The 16,999-nt window shown below is 41.8% G+C and carries 15 protein-coding genes and 3 tRNA genes; 2 read left to right on the top strand and 16 right to left on the bottom strand.

What is annotated here, in order from left to right:
* Window positions 1-2: 2 nt before the first annotated feature.
* Together radA and PHG22_00580 are read left to right on the top strand one after the other, a co-directional pair.
* Window positions 3-1,343, top strand: a complete 1,341-nt coding sequence (gene radA, locus PHG22_00585) for a DNA repair protein RadA (GenBank protein ID MDD5490274.1) — start codon at window positions 3-5, stop codon at window positions 1,341-1,343.
* 86 nt (window positions 1,344-1,429) lie between these two features.
* Window positions 1,430-1,990: a DNA-3-methyladenine glycosylase gene (locus tag PHG22_00580; protein MDD5490273.1), complete on the top strand. Its 561-nt coding sequence runs from the start codon at window positions 1,430-1,432 to the stop codon at window positions 1,988-1,990.
* 90 nt (window positions 1,991-2,080) lie between these two features.
* Here PHG22_00580 and PHG22_00575 read toward each other — a convergent pair whose 3' ends face one another.
* The 16 genes from PHG22_00575 to PHG22_00500 all read right to left on the bottom strand — a co-directional run bounded on the left by PHG22_00575 (window position 2,081) and on the right by PHG22_00500 (window position 16,991).
* Window positions 2,081-2,575 (bottom strand): hypothetical protein, encoded by a 495-nt coding sequence (locus PHG22_00575; protein MDD5490272.1) that lies wholly within the window; start codon window positions 2,573-2,575, stop codon window positions 2,081-2,083.
* 98 nt (window positions 2,576-2,673) lie between these two features.
* On the bottom strand, window positions 2,674-4,812 hold the full coding sequence (gene recG, locus PHG22_00570; protein ID MDD5490271.1) for an ATP-dependent DNA helicase RecG: 2,139 nt from the start codon (window positions 4,810-4,812) through the stop codon (window positions 2,674-2,676).
* 6 nt (window positions 4,813-4,818) lie between these two features.
* Window positions 4,819-5,454 carry a class I SAM-dependent methyltransferase gene (locus tag PHG22_00565; GenBank protein ID MDD5490270.1) on the bottom strand — a complete coding sequence of 212 codons (636 nt, stop codon included), beginning with the start codon at window positions 5,452-5,454 and terminating at the stop codon, window positions 4,819-4,821.
* Between the two features lie 11 nt (window positions 5,455-5,465).
* A tRNA-Arg gene (locus PHG22_00560) sits at window positions 5,466-5,540 on the bottom strand.
* Window positions 5,541-5,657: 117 nt separating this feature from the next.
* The gene (locus PHG22_00555) at window positions 5,658-6,158 is read right to left on the bottom strand and encodes a hypothetical protein (GenBank protein ID MDD5490269.1); all 501 of its coding nucleotides are present in this window, start codon (window positions 6,156-6,158) and stop codon (window positions 5,658-5,660) included.
* Window positions 6,159-6,237: 79 nt separating this feature from the next.
* Window positions 6,238-6,324, bottom strand: a tRNA-Ser gene (locus PHG22_00550).
* A 264-nt stretch (window positions 6,325-6,588) separates the two neighbouring features.
* Window positions 6,589-6,676 (bottom strand) — tRNA-Ser (locus tag PHG22_00545).
* 5 nt (window positions 6,677-6,681) lie between these two features.
* Entirely contained in the window at window positions 6,682-6,939 is a 258-nt protein-coding gene (locus PHG22_00540; protein MDD5490268.1) for a GIY-YIG nuclease family protein, read from the bottom strand.
* A gap of 232 nt (window positions 6,940-7,171) precedes the next feature.
* On the bottom strand, window positions 7,172-7,918 hold the full coding sequence (locus PHG22_00535; GenBank protein MDD5490267.1) for a ComF family protein: 747 nt from the start codon (window positions 7,916-7,918) through the stop codon (window positions 7,172-7,174).
* 9 nt (window positions 7,919-7,927) lie between these two features.
* Entirely contained in the window at window positions 7,928-8,521 is a 594-nt protein-coding gene (locus tag PHG22_00530) for a hypothetical protein (GenBank protein ID MDD5490266.1), read from the bottom strand.
* Window positions 8,522-8,540: 19 nt separating this feature from the next.
* Window positions 8,541-10,397: an ATP-binding protein gene (locus PHG22_00525; GenBank protein MDD5490265.1), complete on the bottom strand. Its 1,857-nt coding sequence runs from the start codon at window positions 10,395-10,397 to the stop codon at window positions 8,541-8,543.
* A gap of 22 nt (window positions 10,398-10,419) precedes the next feature.
* Window positions 10,420-11,094 carry a hypothetical protein gene (locus PHG22_00520; protein MDD5490264.1) on the bottom strand — a complete coding sequence of 225 codons (675 nt, stop codon included), beginning with the start codon at window positions 11,092-11,094 and terminating at the stop codon, window positions 10,420-10,422.
* Window positions 11,095-11,134: 40 nt separating this feature from the next.
* Complete coding sequence (locus PHG22_00515; GenBank protein MDD5490263.1) at window positions 11,135-11,563, bottom strand: PrgI family protein; 429 nt, start codon at window positions 11,561-11,563, stop codon at window positions 11,135-11,137.
* A 17-nt stretch (window positions 11,564-11,580) separates the two neighbouring features.
* Window positions 11,581-12,996: a hypothetical protein gene (locus PHG22_00510; GenBank protein MDD5490262.1), complete on the bottom strand. Its 1,416-nt coding sequence runs from the start codon at window positions 12,994-12,996 to the stop codon at window positions 11,581-11,583.
* 4 nt (window positions 12,997-13,000) lie between these two features.
* Window positions 13,001-14,236 (bottom strand): hypothetical protein, encoded by a 1,236-nt coding sequence (locus tag PHG22_00505; GenBank protein MDD5490261.1) that lies wholly within the window; start codon window positions 14,234-14,236, stop codon window positions 13,001-13,003.
* Between the two features lie 4 nt (window positions 14,237-14,240).
* Complete coding sequence (locus PHG22_00500; protein MDD5490260.1) at window positions 14,241-16,991, bottom strand: hypothetical protein; 2,751 nt, start codon at window positions 16,989-16,991, stop codon at window positions 14,241-14,243.
* Window positions 16,992-16,999 lie beyond the last annotated feature (8 nt).

The following is a 16,999-nucleotide window of genomic DNA, read 5'->3' as shown; positions in this document are numbered from 1 at the left end:
TTATGCCAAAATCCTTTTTAATATATGAATGTTCCAAATGCGGCGCGCAAACTCCAAAATGGGGCGGGCGGTGTTTGGAATGCGGGGCTTGGGGCACGCTGGAACAAGTGGCGACGACTACGACTAAGGAAGAAAAAAAATCCCTGGCGGTGGCCGGCAAAACTGTAAAATTTTCCGAAATAAACCACCTGCAATTCCCCAGAATAAAAACCAGCTTGGAAGAATTTGACGCAGTCGTCGGCGGAGGGATTGTTCCGGGCAGTTTAACTCTTCTGGGCGGGGAACCGGGAATCGGCAAATCAACATTGATTCTCCAAATCGCCGCGAAGGTGTCCGACACCAGAAACGTGCTTTATGTTTCCGGTGAGGAATCTGGAGAACAAATTAAACTGCGTTTGGAGCGGCTAAAACTCTCCGGAAAAAATATTTCATTTTTAGGAGAAACAGATGTTAACGCCATCGTGGCCACTCTGGAAAAAGAAAAGCCCATTCTCGCGATTATTGATTCCATCCAAACGATTTACTCTCCGGATATTCCGAGCGAGGCCGGAAGCATCAGCCAAGTCCGGGCTTCCACGGTCAGACTTCTGGAAACCGCCAAAAAAAATAATATCCCTGTATTCATCATCGGACACGTGACGAAGGAAGGATTGGTAGCCGGACCAAAAACTTTGGAACACTTGGTTGATACCGTAATTTATCTGGAAGGCGAGCGTTATCAATCTTATCGTCTGCTTCGCACGGTGAAAAATCGCTTTGGCTCCGCCGGCGAAGTCGGCGTTTTTGAAATGACGGGCGGTGGTATGGAAGAAGTAAAAAATCCATCTTTAATCTTTTTACAAAATAAAAATACTCCGTCACCGGGTTCAGCAATCACCTGTATTTTAGAGGGTTCGCGTCCGCTCCTTGTAGAAATACAGGCGCTGGTAAATAGAACTAACTTCGGCTATCCCCAAAGAAAATCCGAGGGCTTTAACCCTAACCGCCTGCAGGTTTTAATTGCCGTATTAACTCAAAGGGCTAAAATAAATCTTAATGCTTCCGATGTCTATCTGAACGTCGCCGGCGGGCTAAAAATCCAGGAACCGGCTGCGGACCTGGCCGTGGCCCTGGCCATTGCTTCAGCGGCCAAAAATAAGGGTTTAGACGCGAATACGGTCATTTTAGGGGAAATAGGCCTTGGTGGGGAAATACGCGGCATAAATCAACTGGAGAGACGATTAAAGGAGATAGAAAAATTGGGATTTAAAACGGTCATTTTACCTAAATTAAGCCAGAAAATCACGACTAAATTGAAACTGATAGAAGCCACTTCACTGTTTCAAGCTTTGGAATTGTTATAAGAATAAGAATTTAAATTATCTAAAACTTCCCACCCGACCCACAGCGCCTGCCTTATTGGCAAGCAGACTTCGGTCGGGATTTTCTTATGAAAAAACTGCCTCCAAAATTTTATAATCAGCCGACTCTAAAAGTCGCTAAAAAATTACTGGGGAAATATCTGGTGCGAAAAATCGGCAAGAAAAAATTAGTCGGCCGGATTGTGGAAACCGAGGCCTATGTCGGTCCGGAAGACAAGGCCAGCCACGCTTCCCGCGGCCGCACACCGCGCACGGAATTGATGTTTGGCGAAGCCGGCCGGGCTTATATTTATTTAATCTACGGTATGTACTATTGTTTTAATATCGTCACGGAAAATAGAAATTATCCGGCGGCTGTGCTCATCCGCGTCTTAGAACCAGTCGCCGGATTTAAAAATAATAATCCCAAATTAATGGATGGCCCGGGAAAACTTTGCCGCGAAATGAAAATTGATAAAAAATTAAATGGAAAAAAATTAAACGGCGACGAGCTTTATATTACGGAAGGAGAAAAAAATAATAAACGCCAAATTAAATCCGCCAAACGAATCGGCATTGATTATGCCGAGGAATGGAAACACAAACCCTGGAGATTTTATCTAAAAAACAGTCCGGCGATATCTAAATAATAAATGAAGGTGCAAATAAAAAAACCGCTCAAACCCCGAGTACTCGGGACGAGACGGTTTTATGTTTTAAATCCCCGCTAAGCACTTAATTTATAATGTGACTGAGGACCCAAAATGCAACGAGGGGGAAAACTTCTGCTGTTCCTCGTAGTCATCAAAATAAATCCTCAGCGCCTCACTGAAAGGACGGATATAATTGGTTCGGGCCCTCTTTTTTTTAATCGTACCTTTTATAATAAGGCGACCCAGTTTATTCAACCCCTCCACTAACGTCGTCGTATCTTCCGCTTTTAAAATTTTTCTTACCGCTATTCCTTCCTCCTTACTTTCCCGCTTTTTCCCATTTATCGCGGAACAAAGCCGATTTTTTATCTCCGGGAAATTGCGTCCGAGCGATACCATTATCCCTTTAAATGGATCGGGTTTAATCACGCACACAAAAAACGGGAATCTTGGTTCATACGAGGGGATTACTTCTCGTGATTTACCACAAAACGCTGACTTTCCGACGTCTGCACTCATAATTCCCTTAATCTTTACCCTGCGGTCATTGCCATTGTTCCCATTACCATTTTTTCCCGACATTGACATTGAAAACCTCCTTTTTCCATTGTTTAATTTGGGGATTAGAAAGAACGATGTTTTTATGTTAACATACCCTTTCAATCTTGTCAAACTTTTAACTATTCCAAATGAACCGCTTCTTCCGCTAATCTTAGCCGAGCTTTTATCTCCGCGTACTTTTTAAATTCCGGGTCGTCGGCAATAATCTTTTCCGCTTCTTCTTTGGCTTGTTTAATAATTAAAAAATCGGTTAATTTGGCTAATTTTAAATCAATAATCCCCGACTGTTGCGTGCCATAAACCTCCCCTGGGCCCCTTAAAGCCAAATCCTTTTCAGCCAAAGCAAAGCCGTCGTTACTACTGACTAAGGCGCGCAATCTTTCTTTAGTTTGCCCAACAAGATTGTCACTGAAAAGCAAACAATAAGATTGGTGTTCTCCTCTGCCCACGCGCCCGCGAAACTGATGAAGTTGGGCCAGCCCGAATCTTTCCGCTCCTTCAATCATCATAATCGTGGCGTTGGGAACATCAATACCGACTTCCACCACCGAAGTGGAAACTAAAACATTTATTTTATTTTCCGAAAACTCGGTCATAATTTTCTCTTTGGCCGCGCTTGGTAATTTGCCGTGCAGAGCTTCTATTTTAAATTCTGGAAAAATATCTTTCCTTAATTTTTGATATTCTTCAGCTACTGATTTTACGCCTAATTTATCAGACGGATTAATCAACGGGCAAATGACAAAAACCTGCCTCCCCTCTTTTACTTTTTCTCTGATAAACTCGTAAGCCCCGCTTCGATTTTTGGAGTCAACAATTTTGGTTAATATCTTCTTCCTTCCTTTGGGCATTTCTTTAATGATAGATAAATCCAAATCGCCATATAGAGCAAGGGCCAAAGAGCGCGGTATGGGCGTGGCGGTCATAGATAGAAAATGAGGAGTAATTCCGGATTGGCCGCTATTGGCTTTTAAAAACTTTCTTTGTTCCACGCCGAAACGATGTTGTTCGTCAATAATGGTAAGGGCTAAATTCTTAAACTCAATTTTATCCTGCCCGCCAGAGGCGGGTCCGTGCCTGTCGGCGGGCACGGCGCCTTTGGCGGAAATTAAAGCGTGCGTGCCGATAATTATATCCGAATTATGAGTTACGAATCTTGAATCAAAATTTTTTTTACCCCCTACTGGATTTCTAGCTCCTAATTTATAATTTATCTTCTTCTCGCTTCTCGTCACCAGCCCGATTTTTATATTAAAATCGGCCAACAATTTACAAATGGTTTTATAATGCTGTCGCGCCAAAATGTCCGTGGCGGCCATCAAAGCCGCTTGGTGTTTATTTAAAACGACATTGAGCATCGCCATGGCAGCCACCACGGTTTTGCCGGAACCCACATCACCTTCAAGTAATCGGTTCATCGGCCTATCGCCCTCTAAATCCTTGATAATTTCCCAAGCGGCCAAACGTTGGTCATTAGTGAGCTTAAACGGCAAGCTATTTACAAATTTTACGGTTTGTCTTTTCTTAAATTCAATCGGGATAGCCCGACTCTTTTTTAATAAATGTTTTATCCTTTGGGCCAAAAGCTGAAATAAAAATAGTTCGTCAAACTTTAATCTGGACTCCGCTTCTTCCACTTCCGCCCAAGACGCGGGAAAATGAATTTGCCTTAGGGCCTCGGTGATAGAAATAAAATCGCGTCTTTTAATAATATCTTTAGGCAACCATTCCGGCACTTCGCCGATGAAGTCCAATGAATGTTTAATTAAAAAACGCAATTGCTTTTGGGTTATCCTGCCAGTCAGATGATAAACCGGCACAATAGCCGCGGTATTCAAGGGCGCTCCTCTTCTTACTATTTCATATACCGGATTGACGAATTCTATCTCCCGATAATCAAAGTTCGCCTTGCCAGCCAAATAAATCACATCACCGGGCCTGATATTTTTAGTTAAAAACGGCTGATTAAACCAAACAACCTTGAGGGAGCCGGTGTCATCGGAAACAATGGCTTCGGTGAGGATTTTCTTTTTCACCGGACTGCGGCGATTTTTTATGAGCTCTACCCGCCCCCGAACGGTCGCCTCAACCCCGGGGAATAACTTATCTATGGTCAAAACCCGGCTTAAATCGTCATAGCGAAAAGGATAATAAAAAATGAGATCCTCAACGGTCTCAATGCCTATCTTCTCTAATTGCTTAGCTGTAACCCTGCCAACGCGGGTCAAATGGGATACTGGGGTGGCAAGAACAAACATATGACCCTAAACTTTAATATCTAATAAATAAAATATGCCTGCCAATTCAGTAATCTTAAAATTATCAGTAACTCGGTTAGCTAATTTTGTTAATTCTTTTTTAGTGAACCTCTTAAATTCTCCTACGTTAGTAATAACAATATTATTTCTAATATCTTTAACCATATCTCCTATAGAGGAATAATATTTTTTAGCAAAATCTAACCCTTTATCACTCCAAACAGAAAATACAGTGTGCCCGCCGGGATTTGTATTATCCACCATTTTATTTATAAAAACTTCTTTCTGATTTTCTAGTATCTCGCTCGACCCTAATAAATTATAAGAAGCGAAAGTCAAATCAAATTTATCTTTAAAATTAGTTCTAAAAAAATCTTCGAGCAAAAGTTTGACATTCTTATTGGCCGCCAAATTTTTCTCTGCTTCTTTTATCATATTTTCATCATAATCTATACCAACAATTTCTCTAACGAAAGGAGATAAAAATTTCATAGTACGGCCATTGCCGCAACCAACATCAAGAACCTTGCTATTTTTATCTACTAGCTCTTTTAAATAATTATTCTCCTTTTCAAAATATTCGACCATCTCCGGTAGTGGTTTCTTAACTGCCCTGATATAATTTTCAAAATAGTTATTCATATTTTAATTTCTGGTGCTCCCGGCAGGAATCGAACCTGCATTGCAAGATCCGCAATCTTGCGTCCTATCCATTGAACGACGAGAGCGTATATATAAACTACAAAATCCTAACACCGGCTGTCAAATTGTTCAAGCTATTTGACACTGCCCCCCCATGAGGGATCTCCCGAAGGGAGAGAAATTAGGATTTGAGTATTGATTTTCTATATTTTTAACCAACGCGCAACTTCATCGGAAAACGGCTCTTCTTCTCTCTCTAAATTTTCTTCTATGTGTTTCAGCAAAACTTCCCTTACTTTTAACGGGTTCTGGTCCCCTAAATTAACCGTTAACTCTGGCCTGATACTGCTTTTAAACTCCAAAAACAATTTTTTTACCAACGGGGGGTTATAAACAATCCAAAAATTTTTTAACTGCTCAAAGGAATAAAACTTACTATTCACTCCCACCCCTTCATCGGTTATGACAAAATTAACTTCTTCCGGTTCTTTGACAGAATACGTGAACATTATAATGATAGCAATAAGGACAATTAAAACAAAAAGGTAATTATTCACCCAAACGGCATAAATCAAAAATAATAAGCCAAAAAATAAAACACCGGCATACCACAACCATCCCCTTTCATAGCTTTCCGACTCCGGAAAACTCCAGGACATCAGGGTATTTTCGTATTTATTTTTTCTCTCTTTAACCTCCTCCATATTTTTAAATTAAAAATAACTTTTTTTACTCCGCCTCAACAATCTCGGGCGGAGGCGGGAGGATTCGTCCGCCCTAAGGCGGTGGGAGTGAGATTCGAACTCACGAGAGACTTTCATCTCTAACGGTTTTCAAGACCGTCGCCTTAAACCGCTCAGCCATCCCACCGCTCTGGGGCGGATTCAAGACTGGTACATTCAACCGCTTTACCGCGCCTCCCTAAAATGTAAGATTAAAACCGTCTTTTTTTCTGGTTGGCGGAGAGGGCGGGATTCGTCTACAACTCTCGTCGGCTTCCGCCTCCTCGGTCGCAGACCGCCCCTCGCCGTCCTCGTCGCCGAAAATCTCCTCGGACATGGCTGCGGTCTTCGAACCCACCACGCCCCGCAAGCAGTTGCGGGGCTCTCTCCTCCACTCCCTTAAATTCCGTTGCGGAGAGGGCGGGATTCGAACCCGCGGAAGGTTTTACCCCTCAACACGTTAGCAGTGTGCCGCCTTCAGCCAACTCGGCCACCTCTCCAAATTTTATTTACCTTTATCAATAATATCTCTGTACTGTTGTTTTAGCAATCTTCTGCCCTCCGTGGTTTTTAAAAACGCCTCTCTTCTTACGGCATCGCTTTTTAGTAGATATGCTTCATAACCAATTAGTTTTGCGGGTCTAAAATTTCTAGTCGCTCCTACCTTTCCCCTGTCGTGCTCTTCTAATCTCCTTTTTAAGTCGCCGCTAAATCCTTTGTAGATATCCCCGTTAATTAATAACAACAAATATACATAAAACATACACTAAAATCAAATTCCTAAAAGGATTCGCCACGGGATAAACCCGTGGCGTCCCGTCGGATGACGGGACGAACCCGCGGAAGGTTTTACCCCTCAACACGTTAGCAGTGCCCAGTTATTCAACCGGGCAAGTGCCGCCTTTTTCAATCCGGTCGGATGACCGGACAGCCAACTCGGCCACCTCTCCAAAAAGTATTATAACCTTAGCATAATTTATAATAAATGTAAACCCTTAACCGCTACGGGCAATGGTTAGCCCCCACACCAAGGCCGCGCCTGATTTTTTAAGAACTCTCGCGCATTCGTTAAAAGTGCTGCCAGTGGTAAAGACGTCATCAATCAGCAAAATCTTTTTATTATGTAAATTAATTGACGGGTCGCAATAAAAAGCGTCTTTTAAATTAACCCTTCTCTTCTCGCCATCAAGGGACACTTGCGGAGGGGTATATTTTACCCTTTTTAGAACATCACTGCGAAAAGGAAGAGATAAAAAATCGGCAACTTCTCGCGCTAATAGTTCTGACTGATTAAAACCTCTCTCTGCGCGTCTTTTTAAATGAAGCGGAACCGGCACAATATAATTAAAAAAATTATTTAAATCAACCAAACCGCGCAATCTCTCTAAATGATTTGTTAATAGTTTAGCCAAATCGCCGCTTAGATCTTCAACAAAATTATATTTCAACAAACAAATAGCTCTTTCTATTAATTTTTCTTTGTAATCGCAAGCGCTCCAAATCCCGTCCAGATAAAAATTATGCCTTTCGCATAATTCTCCCGGTATTTCACTCTCCGCCACCTTTCCGCAAAAAGGGCAAGCGGCAAAATTTGAAAGAATCGGCTTTATTTTTCTAAAACAATCGTCACAAAGCCATTGGCCTTCTCTCTTGCAACCGAGACACTCAACGGGGAATATCAAATCCAAAAAAAATTTTCTAACTTCAAAAATTTTTTCACGCCACCCTCCTGTGCTGTTCATATTTCCAAATTACTGCCACCAGGCGCCGTTAATTTTCCAAATATCACCCTCTTTTTTCAGTTTAATTAAAATATCTTGATAATAAATCTTGGCATTGCCGGTGTCGCCCATTGCCTCGCGGCGCTGGGTTTTTACCAAAATCTCGGCCGTGCCGCCGGCTTCGTCGTATTCAGAAAGTTCCGCTTTCAAAGCTTTAGTGGTAATTCCGTAGTAAATACTGCTATCGCCGCTCTTGACCCGGCTATCTTCAATAAAAGATTCTGACCACTCCTCCATGGAGTCGGTCATAAAAATCTGGAGATCCCTGATATTATTAAAATCGCTCTGATTAGAATAGCTGCCGAATCTTTCGGCAAAAGCAGAAGCCAGTTTTACGAGATTGCTGACGTCGGGGCGCTCCTCCTCAACAATTACGATTCCTTGCTTTGGTATTTCCACGGCGGGAGTTGGTCCGACTTCTTCAATAATACCCGATGTTTCTCCGCCGGGAGGGAGGGTAATTAAAGCAGGCTTTTCTCCTTTATTAAAAAATAAAATCCAAAGTATAATTAAGACCAAAATAATAGCGGCGGCTATTAAAATTATTTTTATTTTTTTATTCATAATTTCTTTATAACTGGGTCTATTTATTTTTTCTGGCAAACTCTTTTTTCGCCTCCTCTATTTCTATTAATTGCTGGGGATTAGTGGTAACGATTTGGTCTTCGGTATAAGAGGCGACTATTTTTATGGCCGCATGCTTGGAGCCGGCGAAAAATATTCCCTCGCCGACGCCGCATTCCAAAAGCAGGTATTTCTCGCCTTCGGTTAAAAGAAATGTTTTTTGCACTAAATCAATGGCTGCCGGCGATTGCTTTAATAAAAGTTGTAAAGAGGAATTAGTCACAATGGCTTTACCATAATCAGAAGTCAAAAAATCACTGACATCCTGCGTAATCGTGGTGACTCCCATGTAATATTTGCGGCAACGTTTCACAAGAGCAAAGATAAACTTGGCTGAATCTTCATTCTGCATCAGCCACCAGGCCTCATCAACTACTAAAATCCTCTTTTTGCGCTCGCTCCGGACAACATTCCAGATAAAATTGACGATGTTGTAAATAGCCAAGGGCCTTAACTCATCTTCTAAATCCCTAACACTGAAAACCACTAACTGATTTTTGATATCCACATTAGTCGGATGATTGAACAATCCGGCGAAAGTTCCCTCGGTATACTTTCTTAAACGCATTACTAAATCCCCTCCGCCTTCCATGCCTTCCAGAATATTTTCAAAATCTTTCATTAGCGGGACTTCCACCCCCTGCGATAAATCGGTTTCCGGCGTAATATCTTTTTTGGCGTAGGTCTGGAGCAACGCTTGGTCAATAATCGTATCTTCCTGCGGCGAAAGTTTGCCAAGCATCAGGCGTACCAAACCCTTGATAGTGATGACGGCGCTTCTGATAATATCTTCTGCGGTAGTGTCTTCCCCCATCGCCCGCGGCAAATCAAAGGGGTTAATTTTGCTGTCAGAGCCAAGAGAGATATCAATATAAGCCCCGCCTACCGCCTCCGCCAGATGCTTATATTCCCTCTCCGGGTCAATCACCAACACGTCTGTCCCCATCATCATACTGCGCAGGACTTCCAATTTGATGGCGTAGCTCTTGCCGGCGCCGGAAGTGGCAAAAACCACGGCGTTGGCATTGGGTAAAGAAAATCGGTCAAATAAAATCAAGCTGTTATTGTGCCTGTTGATACCGTACAAAATGCCGTTGTCCGACGTTAATTCCGAAGAAATAAAAGGGAAAGAAGAGGCGCAAGGAGAAGTGTTCATATTAAAGGTAATCATCAACTCATCGTTGGCCAAAGGAAGCGTGGAATTAAATCCTTGCTCCGCCTGATATAAAACTTTTTTGGAATAAATAAGTTTTCCTCCAAATAATGATTCTACATCCTCAGAGATATTATCCAGGGCTTCTTTACTATCAGCATAAATAGTGATGTAAAGAGCAAATTGAAAAAAATGCTCCACCCCTTGGGTAAGGTCATCGCGCAATTTTTCTATGTCCCGCAAAGCCGTTTCTCTGATGGGGTCGCGGGGAGCGCCCTTTTCGGAGTCGGAAATAATCTGCGCTTCCAAAGCCCCGACTTTCTTTTTCAACTGTTTCAAAATAATTTCCGATTTAACCGGATAAAAATACATCGCCACATCCAAAGTCACATTAAGATTAATAATGGGGGCAAACCAGCCGATATTGATATACCTCGGATAAGTCATTATAAATATGGTGCGGACGAATTTGTCACCTAAGACTATAAAAGTCGGCTCCACTTTCATTGATTCCGGAGCGATGATATCGCGGACCGAAATAATCCCACGGCGGTAAATTTTTTCCTCTTCCAACAGAATTCTTTCACTCTTGGCCGCTTCTTCCGCCGCTTGACCGCTTGGCTTTTCGGGAGATTCTTTCTTTTTAAACAAGGCAAAAGCCATATTAAAATTTTATATTAAGCACTTAATCCTCAACTTGAAGCTTGCTTATCTCAACTAATTTCTGGACTTTGGAGGTTGCCGGATTATAAGCATTATAATAAAGCTCGATTAAACTTTGGGTATCTAATAATTGCGAATGAAGGCCAATACTCTCAAGGCCCGACTGGATATGACCAACCCTTTGTATCAAATAATGTCTTCTTTTTTGAAATTTATCTTCTCCCAATCTTAAAATTATCGCCGGAGTAAAGAGTTCCTGCGCTCTTGTCCAAAATCCTTTGCGTTTATCAGTAAGAGGGTTATAAGGTATAACCACATAAAAACTCTTGCTCATAATGTCTCCGATTTCTACTAACTCGGCTATAAATTCGCGATAGTCGGCAATTTGTATTTTTAATAATTCGTTGGTTTGAGTTTTTTCCGTATCTTTCAATCTTTCCAAATAGCCCTCAATATCCAGCTTGCGTGACTGAATCACGATTTGCAGGGGGAAATCAAAAGAATTTAGAAAACTCATATAAGCGGAAATCAAAGCATTCTGCTCATCTTCGGATTTTAGGGCAAAATTGATAGAGGAGGCCAACAAAACAGCTCGCAAAGTTCCATCCTTTAAAATAACGCAATCATCTCTGATTTCGGAAATATCAAGAAACTTTTGGGTTGATGGGGCTAATTTTTTAGGAGTTTTTTCCGGCATGGCAGTTTTATTTTATATTTGGAATCCAAAATTTTGATAATTAATCTTGCCCTTCATAAACGCCGCCAGTATTGACAATCAAGCTAAGCTCGGCCAGCCGCGAGGCGGAAATTTTCGGTTTAACTTTGGGTTTTTCCGGTAATTTCACTTCCGTTATTTTTAGTTTTTCCTTTATTTCCCAATTTTCCAGTTCCTTGTTCCAAATCTTCAGCCAAGGCCGGCGGTAGGTTTGGATTAAGTTCAACATAAAAAAATGAAACGGCTGGCCATTAACTTTAAGGAAGGCTATCGTTCCTCCAATACCAAACAAAATTAATCCAACTATCACGAAAAGGGCAAAATCAAAAAGTTTATACGACAAAAATATCAACCCCGCGTCCACCAGCATAATAATAAACTGTCTGACGGTAACCGGGCCGATTATTTTATCCTCAACGTCAATAAATTGTGGAACAACAAACTGGCGCATGATAGACAAATTAAAAATTATAATCTGATTCTCTTATTCAATCCCATTATAGCATTAAATTCCGCTTTATTTAAGCTTTCTTTTGATTTACTTAAATTTTCCGCGATTATTTGTTCAACGGATTTGCCCTCCAGCAAGCTCTTCTGCCCCACCTTCAAATATTCCTGATTGAGAGGACTTTTCTGCCAAGCCCTCGCTCCTTCCATCCTTTTGGCAAAGGATTCTTCTTCTAAAAGGTTAATCTTATTTTGAATTTTCTCTGTGGCGATTTTCGGGTCTTCTGAAAGCTTGCGAAAATCGCGGAGAGTCAAAGTTCGAAGTTCTTCTATGGGACCGACCAGCCGCGGTTTATATTTTATATCCTGAATCTGCGGTTTTCTTTCTACAACCAAGGTCTGCTTTAAAGGTGCGGAGGCTGGCGGCGGCTGGGGCGTTATTTTGGGGCGAAGCGGTGGAACAAATTTTTGTAACCCCGGCTTTGACAGTTCTTTTTCCAATGCCCTTGAGGGAAGCTCAGCGCCTTCTTCCTTCTTAACAATGGCCAGCGGGGGCGGCGCTAAATATTTATCTTTCAAAATAACTGACTCCTTAAAGGCCTCCCTTTCTTTAGCCACAAATTGAGAAACATCCGCCTTGTTGCTTGACTCACCGACCAACGCTTCTTTCACGGGAACAGCCAGGAATTCTTTTTTAGGTGATGGAAATTCTTTTTTCAGCCCCATCTCCCCCGCTTGACGACGTTTTTCTAAATCGTCAATAAAATTAACCAGCTTTTCCGCCCGCCCCTTTTCAAACGACATTCCGCCCTTGGCTATTTGCCTCTCTAGTGTTTCACGCGTTTCTCTTTTATCTCTAATATCTTTAAGATATGTCAATATTATTCCTCTTAATCTCATCTCTAGCTCTTTGGGATAATCCTTTTTGATAATCCCCACCACCTCATTAACCAGCTTCTCTAAACTTTTTATATCGCTGGCCGGAGTAACGGAGACCACCGAGGCGATTTTCCCTTCCTGTTTTTCTCCGCGGGACGTTCCAGCTCCTAATTTATCTTCCAAGGCGAGTTTTATTAAATCCAAAATTAATTTTGTCTTGTCTTCATTTAATTCTAATCCGCCGACGCCAATTGGTTTTACAAGGATATTTTTTATTTCTAAACTGTCGCGCACGCCCTTTAGGCCGGAAACGATAACATTAAAAAGCTGGTCCCGCCTAACCGGCGTGAGTGCCACACTCCCACTCTTATCTATTATTTCTTCGGCGATTCTTTTGTAATCCAAAACCGGCCTCTCTCCTCTCGCCGCTTCGTAGGGCGCTAATTCTGCTCCTCTTAAAATATAAAATTTTCCGTCACCCCCTTTTACTAAAACCTCATCATCAGAAAACGTATTAACTGCCGAATGATTATTATTTTTTTTATTGCCAACGGCCATAGAATTATTTCCAGACAAATTGCCCTTTATTTAAATCAAAATAGGAAATATCAAAATAATCGGCTCCACCGGATTTTTTAAGTGCGTTGGCCAAGCGCTGGCCTTCGCGAGCCGCTTCATTAACACTCATCTCCAGCAACTCTTCAAAAATATAACGCAAAAAGGCCTGTAAAAAAATCGTGAGCTCCGGAATGTTGGCGTTTTTTTGGGCGTCGGTTAATTTTTTTGATTTGGCAAATAACGCCTTAAGCCCGCTAAAATTGGCCGGTGATTTTAAAAACGTCATCAATTTATTTTCCTCTGCTAAATAATATAAAATGGATAGCGCTTCGTCTTTGTCCGCGCTCCCCAATAAATTACCGGCGATTTTTTTAAATAGATTATCTGCCGCCGCTTCCAGAGTTTTATATTTCTTTAAAATTTGTGGTTTAGAAATCCTTTGCCAACCGACCGCGCTGTAAGCCGTCGCCACTTCTTCCGGAGCGCGCGCCTTTTCCAAAATTTCCCTGATATCCGCCATCAATTTTTTTATATTGGGGTCCACCTTTTCCGCCCGCCCCTCGGTGACAGTATATGTTTCTCCGTCCTCAACTATTGTTAATTCCTCATCTAACAAAAACGGTTTGAACTGCGCCATTCGCAAATAATCATAAATCTTCAACAAAAGGCCTATCTTATTTTTTTCTTCTTCGCTGGTTTTTTGCATCGCCTCCGACCGCGCCAGATATTCCTGCAATTTTAAAATTTCCGGTTCGGCCTGATTAATATAAGCCAAATAATTTTTAATCCAATCGCTGACAATAAAAAGTTGTTTTTCTCCGATAGCCGCTCCGGCGGCGTTCGCTATTCTTTTGTTATTCTCCTCTATAATTTTTTGCAAGTCGTTTTTGGCGAGCAATCGGTCGGCCAGTATCGGAAAACGGTAGATAAAAAATTTCTTTAATTCATTCAAAACGTCAAATTCGCTCAACTCTAACATAGTCGGCAGACCTTCGGCAAACAATTGTTTAGCATCATCAAATTCCAAAAGAGCAAGGGACACAAACCCGGCCTGCCGCATTAATTTATAATATTCCTCGGCCATCGCCCCTCCCGTTTCATTAATATTTTCTTTAACTAAAATATCACGGAGAGAAGTATAAAGAATTTTGGCGTCATTCAAATCGTATTCCAAAATATCATTATCCAAGCTCCTTTTAAAATCATCTAAAACTTTTTGGTTGTTTATTTTATCCCACATAAATTTACGGGCCTCCCGTCAATTTTGCGATTAAATCCGCAGCTTTAGGCGGTATTTCTTCTTCTCCGGTGGCATAACCCACCGCGGTTATTTTATCGGCCAATTCTTTAGTTAATGTGCCAACTCCAACAATTTTTTCAATACTGCCCTTAACATCTCTCAAGGCTTTTTGTAAAGCCGGAGGAAAAGTTCCTTTAGAAATCATTTTTTCAAAATCGGGAGCAAAAGTAGAAACCACTGTCGCTCCCAAAGGAGTTAAACTCTTTTTCCCTAAAATATCCGTTTTAACATAAGAAGATATTTTAACTTTAACGGCTTGGGAAGCGTCTTTACTGGATATTCTTTTGGCTATAATATCAACCGCCTCATTATCACTGACGGCATCAACCTTACCGGTTGATGGATCTGCTCTAAATATGCCGCCATAAACGGCGTCACCGGATTTTTCCGCATACAAGCTCATTTCACTGCCAACACTATAAGCAGCATTTTTATCGTCCTTATTAACCTTTAAAAGCTCCTTATCAACAAACTCCTTAAAACCAGCTATATCTTCTGTTTTACCCATTTCTTTCAACATATCGCCCATCTGCCCATTTTCACTCAATTTTTTAGAAATAACGTTGGCGGTAGAGGCATCACCATCCGCCAAAGCCTTTTTCAGAGCTCTCATTAAATCCGGAAAGCCAGCGGTGGACGGAATATTTTTAAGCGCTTCGGCTTCGGCCTTTTTGGCCTCCACATCAAACACTAAATGCTTGGGAATATTAGGCAGATATTCCGATTCTATCCTTCTCACATCTTCTTTAATATTTCCTATTACGTTTTGGTTAGTTTTTATTGTATTTTCTGCTTCTCCTCTTGTGAATCCGGGATTATTAGCGATAAATCTGTTTAACCTTTCCTCTGCTTTGTCTTTTTCTTTTTTCACCCTACTCCTTTCATTTTCAAAAGCGAGAGGATTTTTATTGCCGACATATTTATTAAACTCCGAAGCGGAAAGTTTAACTTCGGGAGTGCTTAAAATCGCGTCTAAATACTCAAATTCTTTTTTATCTTTTCCGCTTGCGCCGGGAACACCGGCTTGTATCCTTAATCGCTCCCTTTCTTCTTCTAATTTTTCAATAATATCTCTGTCTCCTACTTTGTCTAACATCACGGTGGAAGTACCGAACCTACCAAAATTCTCAGCTGAAATCTTCTGTTCTTTTTCTAAATCAGCTTGTTTTTCTATTTTATCAGTCAACGTTTTATTTTCGCCCTCTAATTTTTTATAATCAGCTCTCTTAATATCCGCTTCCTGTTTTTTCTGTCTATAACTCTCCAACCCCGGTAAAATGCGGCGAGTTTGATTAGCCGCCTTTAATCTTCCCTTCACACCACCATATTCCATAATAGCTTTGTCCGGAGTGGCAAACGCCATATACGCCGGCAACCAACCAGCTCCGGCTCCCCGGCGCTGAATTGCCAAGGCCTTCTTGGCAATCTCTTTTTCCTCCATTTCTTTTTTGGTAGCAAACCCGGCTTTAATTCTTTCGGGAATTTTAGAGAATTGTATGCCCGTTACGCCCCCTTGCAATCTATCAAGTGCGCCTGCTCCAACTTTCGTCCCACCCCATAATTTACCGCCGGCCCATTTAGCCGCGCCTGCTGCTCCTCTAGCCGCACCCACCGACCATTGCCTGGCCTTACCAGAGGCAAAACTACCAACTTCACCTCCGATTCTCTGCGACATATAAATACCACCCCACATTAAAGCGATACCCACAATAAAGGTGGCAAAAACACTCAAGTCGTCAGCTTGGCTAATGGCTCGCGAAACGGTGTCCCCAGTTGCCGTTTCTCCCACATCCTCTTCTTGCTCGGTGGTTAATGTCCTGGTTAAACTGGAGTTTCTGGGATTATCCGCCGCTGGTTGCATGGCCGCCAAAGATAGCCATAAAAAGAAAGCTAAAATCGGACCGATGACAATGGTCTTGGAAAATTCATCCCACCATTGCGAAGCGAATTTCTGCCCCTGCGGAAAAGCGCTTAATAAAAAAGTCAGAGGGGAAAGCACCACTAAAATCCAAAGCATCACGATGCGATAGGCCAGCGTAAAGCAAATAATGGCGACGGTTATAACAGTGACTACAATATAAATCAAAGCTAAGAGATACGCCGCCACTATAGTTAAAGCATTAACCGTGGCCGAGGAATCTTTCGGCAGGGATAATATTTTATCAATACCTAAGCCAACAGTAAGATTGACATCCGTAGCCGCCGCGAACCCATTGACAAAAGTGAGCATTATCACCTGCCCAAAATCTATAAACAATCCGCAGATGGTTTTGGAAAAATTTATGAGTATCGCCATGATGAGAAGGCGAGGCAGAAGTTTCTTATATTGATAAGATTCCACCCGCAGGATGGTGGCAAAAGCGATAACCAGCAAGATGAGAATAAAAAACATGTTGCTTAAATCGCGGATAACCACCCAACCCAACTGGACCGGTTCGGCGCGAATAAAATCATTATAACCGGCCAAAAGTTTTAAAACTTTCAGAAGTAAAACTAAAAGCTGACCGCCAAGAAAAATAAAAAGTTCCACTATGTAACCGAGGGTGAGTCGAAGAATCGTGGCAGTGGAGCTGTCTTTTATGGTGGCCGCTGGGTCTTCCGCGTGAACAAAATTTCCGATAAGAAAACCGCCCGCGATAATTATCGTCGCGGACAAGATTAAGGATAGAATGAGTTTTTTATGTTGTTTAAACATTCTTGGGC

This window comes from Patescibacteria group bacterium, from assembly GCA_028716045.1.
Lineage (GTDB): Bacteria > Patescibacteriota > Patescibacteriia > JAQUQO01 > JAQUQO01 > JAQUQO01.
The sequence above is the reverse complement of the archived record's forward strand: the minus strand, read 5'-3'. Positions and strand labels throughout refer to the sequence as shown.

Bases quoted from the DNA above. Each gene is read 5' to 3' on its own strand.
- radA (MDD5490274.1), top strand. From the start codon at position 3: ATGCCAAAATCCTTTTTAATATATGAATGTTCCAAATGCGGCGCGCAA.
- PHG22_00580 (MDD5490273.1), top strand. From the start codon at position 1,430: ATGAAAAAACTGCCTCCAAAATTTTATAATCAGCCGACTCTAAAAGTC.
- PHG22_00575 (MDD5490272.1), bottom strand. From the start codon at position 2,575: ATGTCGGGAAAAAATGGTAATGGGAACAATGGCAATGACCGCAGGGTA.
- recG (MDD5490271.1), bottom strand. From the start codon at position 4,812: ATGTTTGTTCTTGCCACCCCAGTATCCCATTTGACCCGCGTTGGCAGG.
- PHG22_00565 (MDD5490270.1), bottom strand. From the start codon at position 5,454: ATGAATAACTATTTTGAAAATTATATCAGGGCAGTTAAGAAACCACTA.
- PHG22_00555 (MDD5490269.1), bottom strand. From the start codon at position 6,158: ATGGAGGAGGTTAAAGAGAGAAAAAATAAATACGAAAATACCCTGATG.
- PHG22_00540 (MDD5490268.1), bottom strand. From the start codon at position 6,939: ATGTTTTATGTATATTTGTTGTTATTAATTAACGGGGATATCTACAAA.
- PHG22_00535 (MDD5490267.1), bottom strand. From the start codon at position 7,918: ATGAACAGCACAGGAGGGTGGCGTGAAAAAATTTTTGAAGTTAGAAAA.
- PHG22_00530 (MDD5490266.1), bottom strand. From the start codon at position 8,521: ATGAATAAAAAAATAAAAATAATTTTAATAGCCGCCGCTATTATTTTG.
- PHG22_00525 (MDD5490265.1), bottom strand. From the start codon at position 10,397: ATGGCTTTTGCCTTGTTTAAAAAGAAAGAATCTCCCGAAAAGCCAAGC.
- PHG22_00520 (MDD5490264.1), bottom strand. From the start codon at position 11,094: ATGCCGGAAAAAACTCCTAAAAAATTAGCCCCATCAACCCAAAAGTTT.
- PHG22_00515 (MDD5490263.1), bottom strand. From the start codon at position 11,563: ATGCGCCAGTTTGTTGTTCCACAATTTATTGACGTTGAGGATAAAATA.
- PHG22_00510 (MDD5490262.1), bottom strand. From the start codon at position 12,996: ATGGCCGTTGGCAATAAAAAAAATAATAATCATTCGGCAGTTAATACG.
- PHG22_00505 (MDD5490261.1), bottom strand. From the start codon at position 14,236: ATGTGGGATAAAATAAACAACCAAAAAGTTTTAGATGATTTTAAAAGG.
- PHG22_00500 (MDD5490260.1), bottom strand. From the start codon at position 16,991: ATGTTTAAACAACATAAAAAACTCATTCTATCCTTAATCTTGTCCGCG.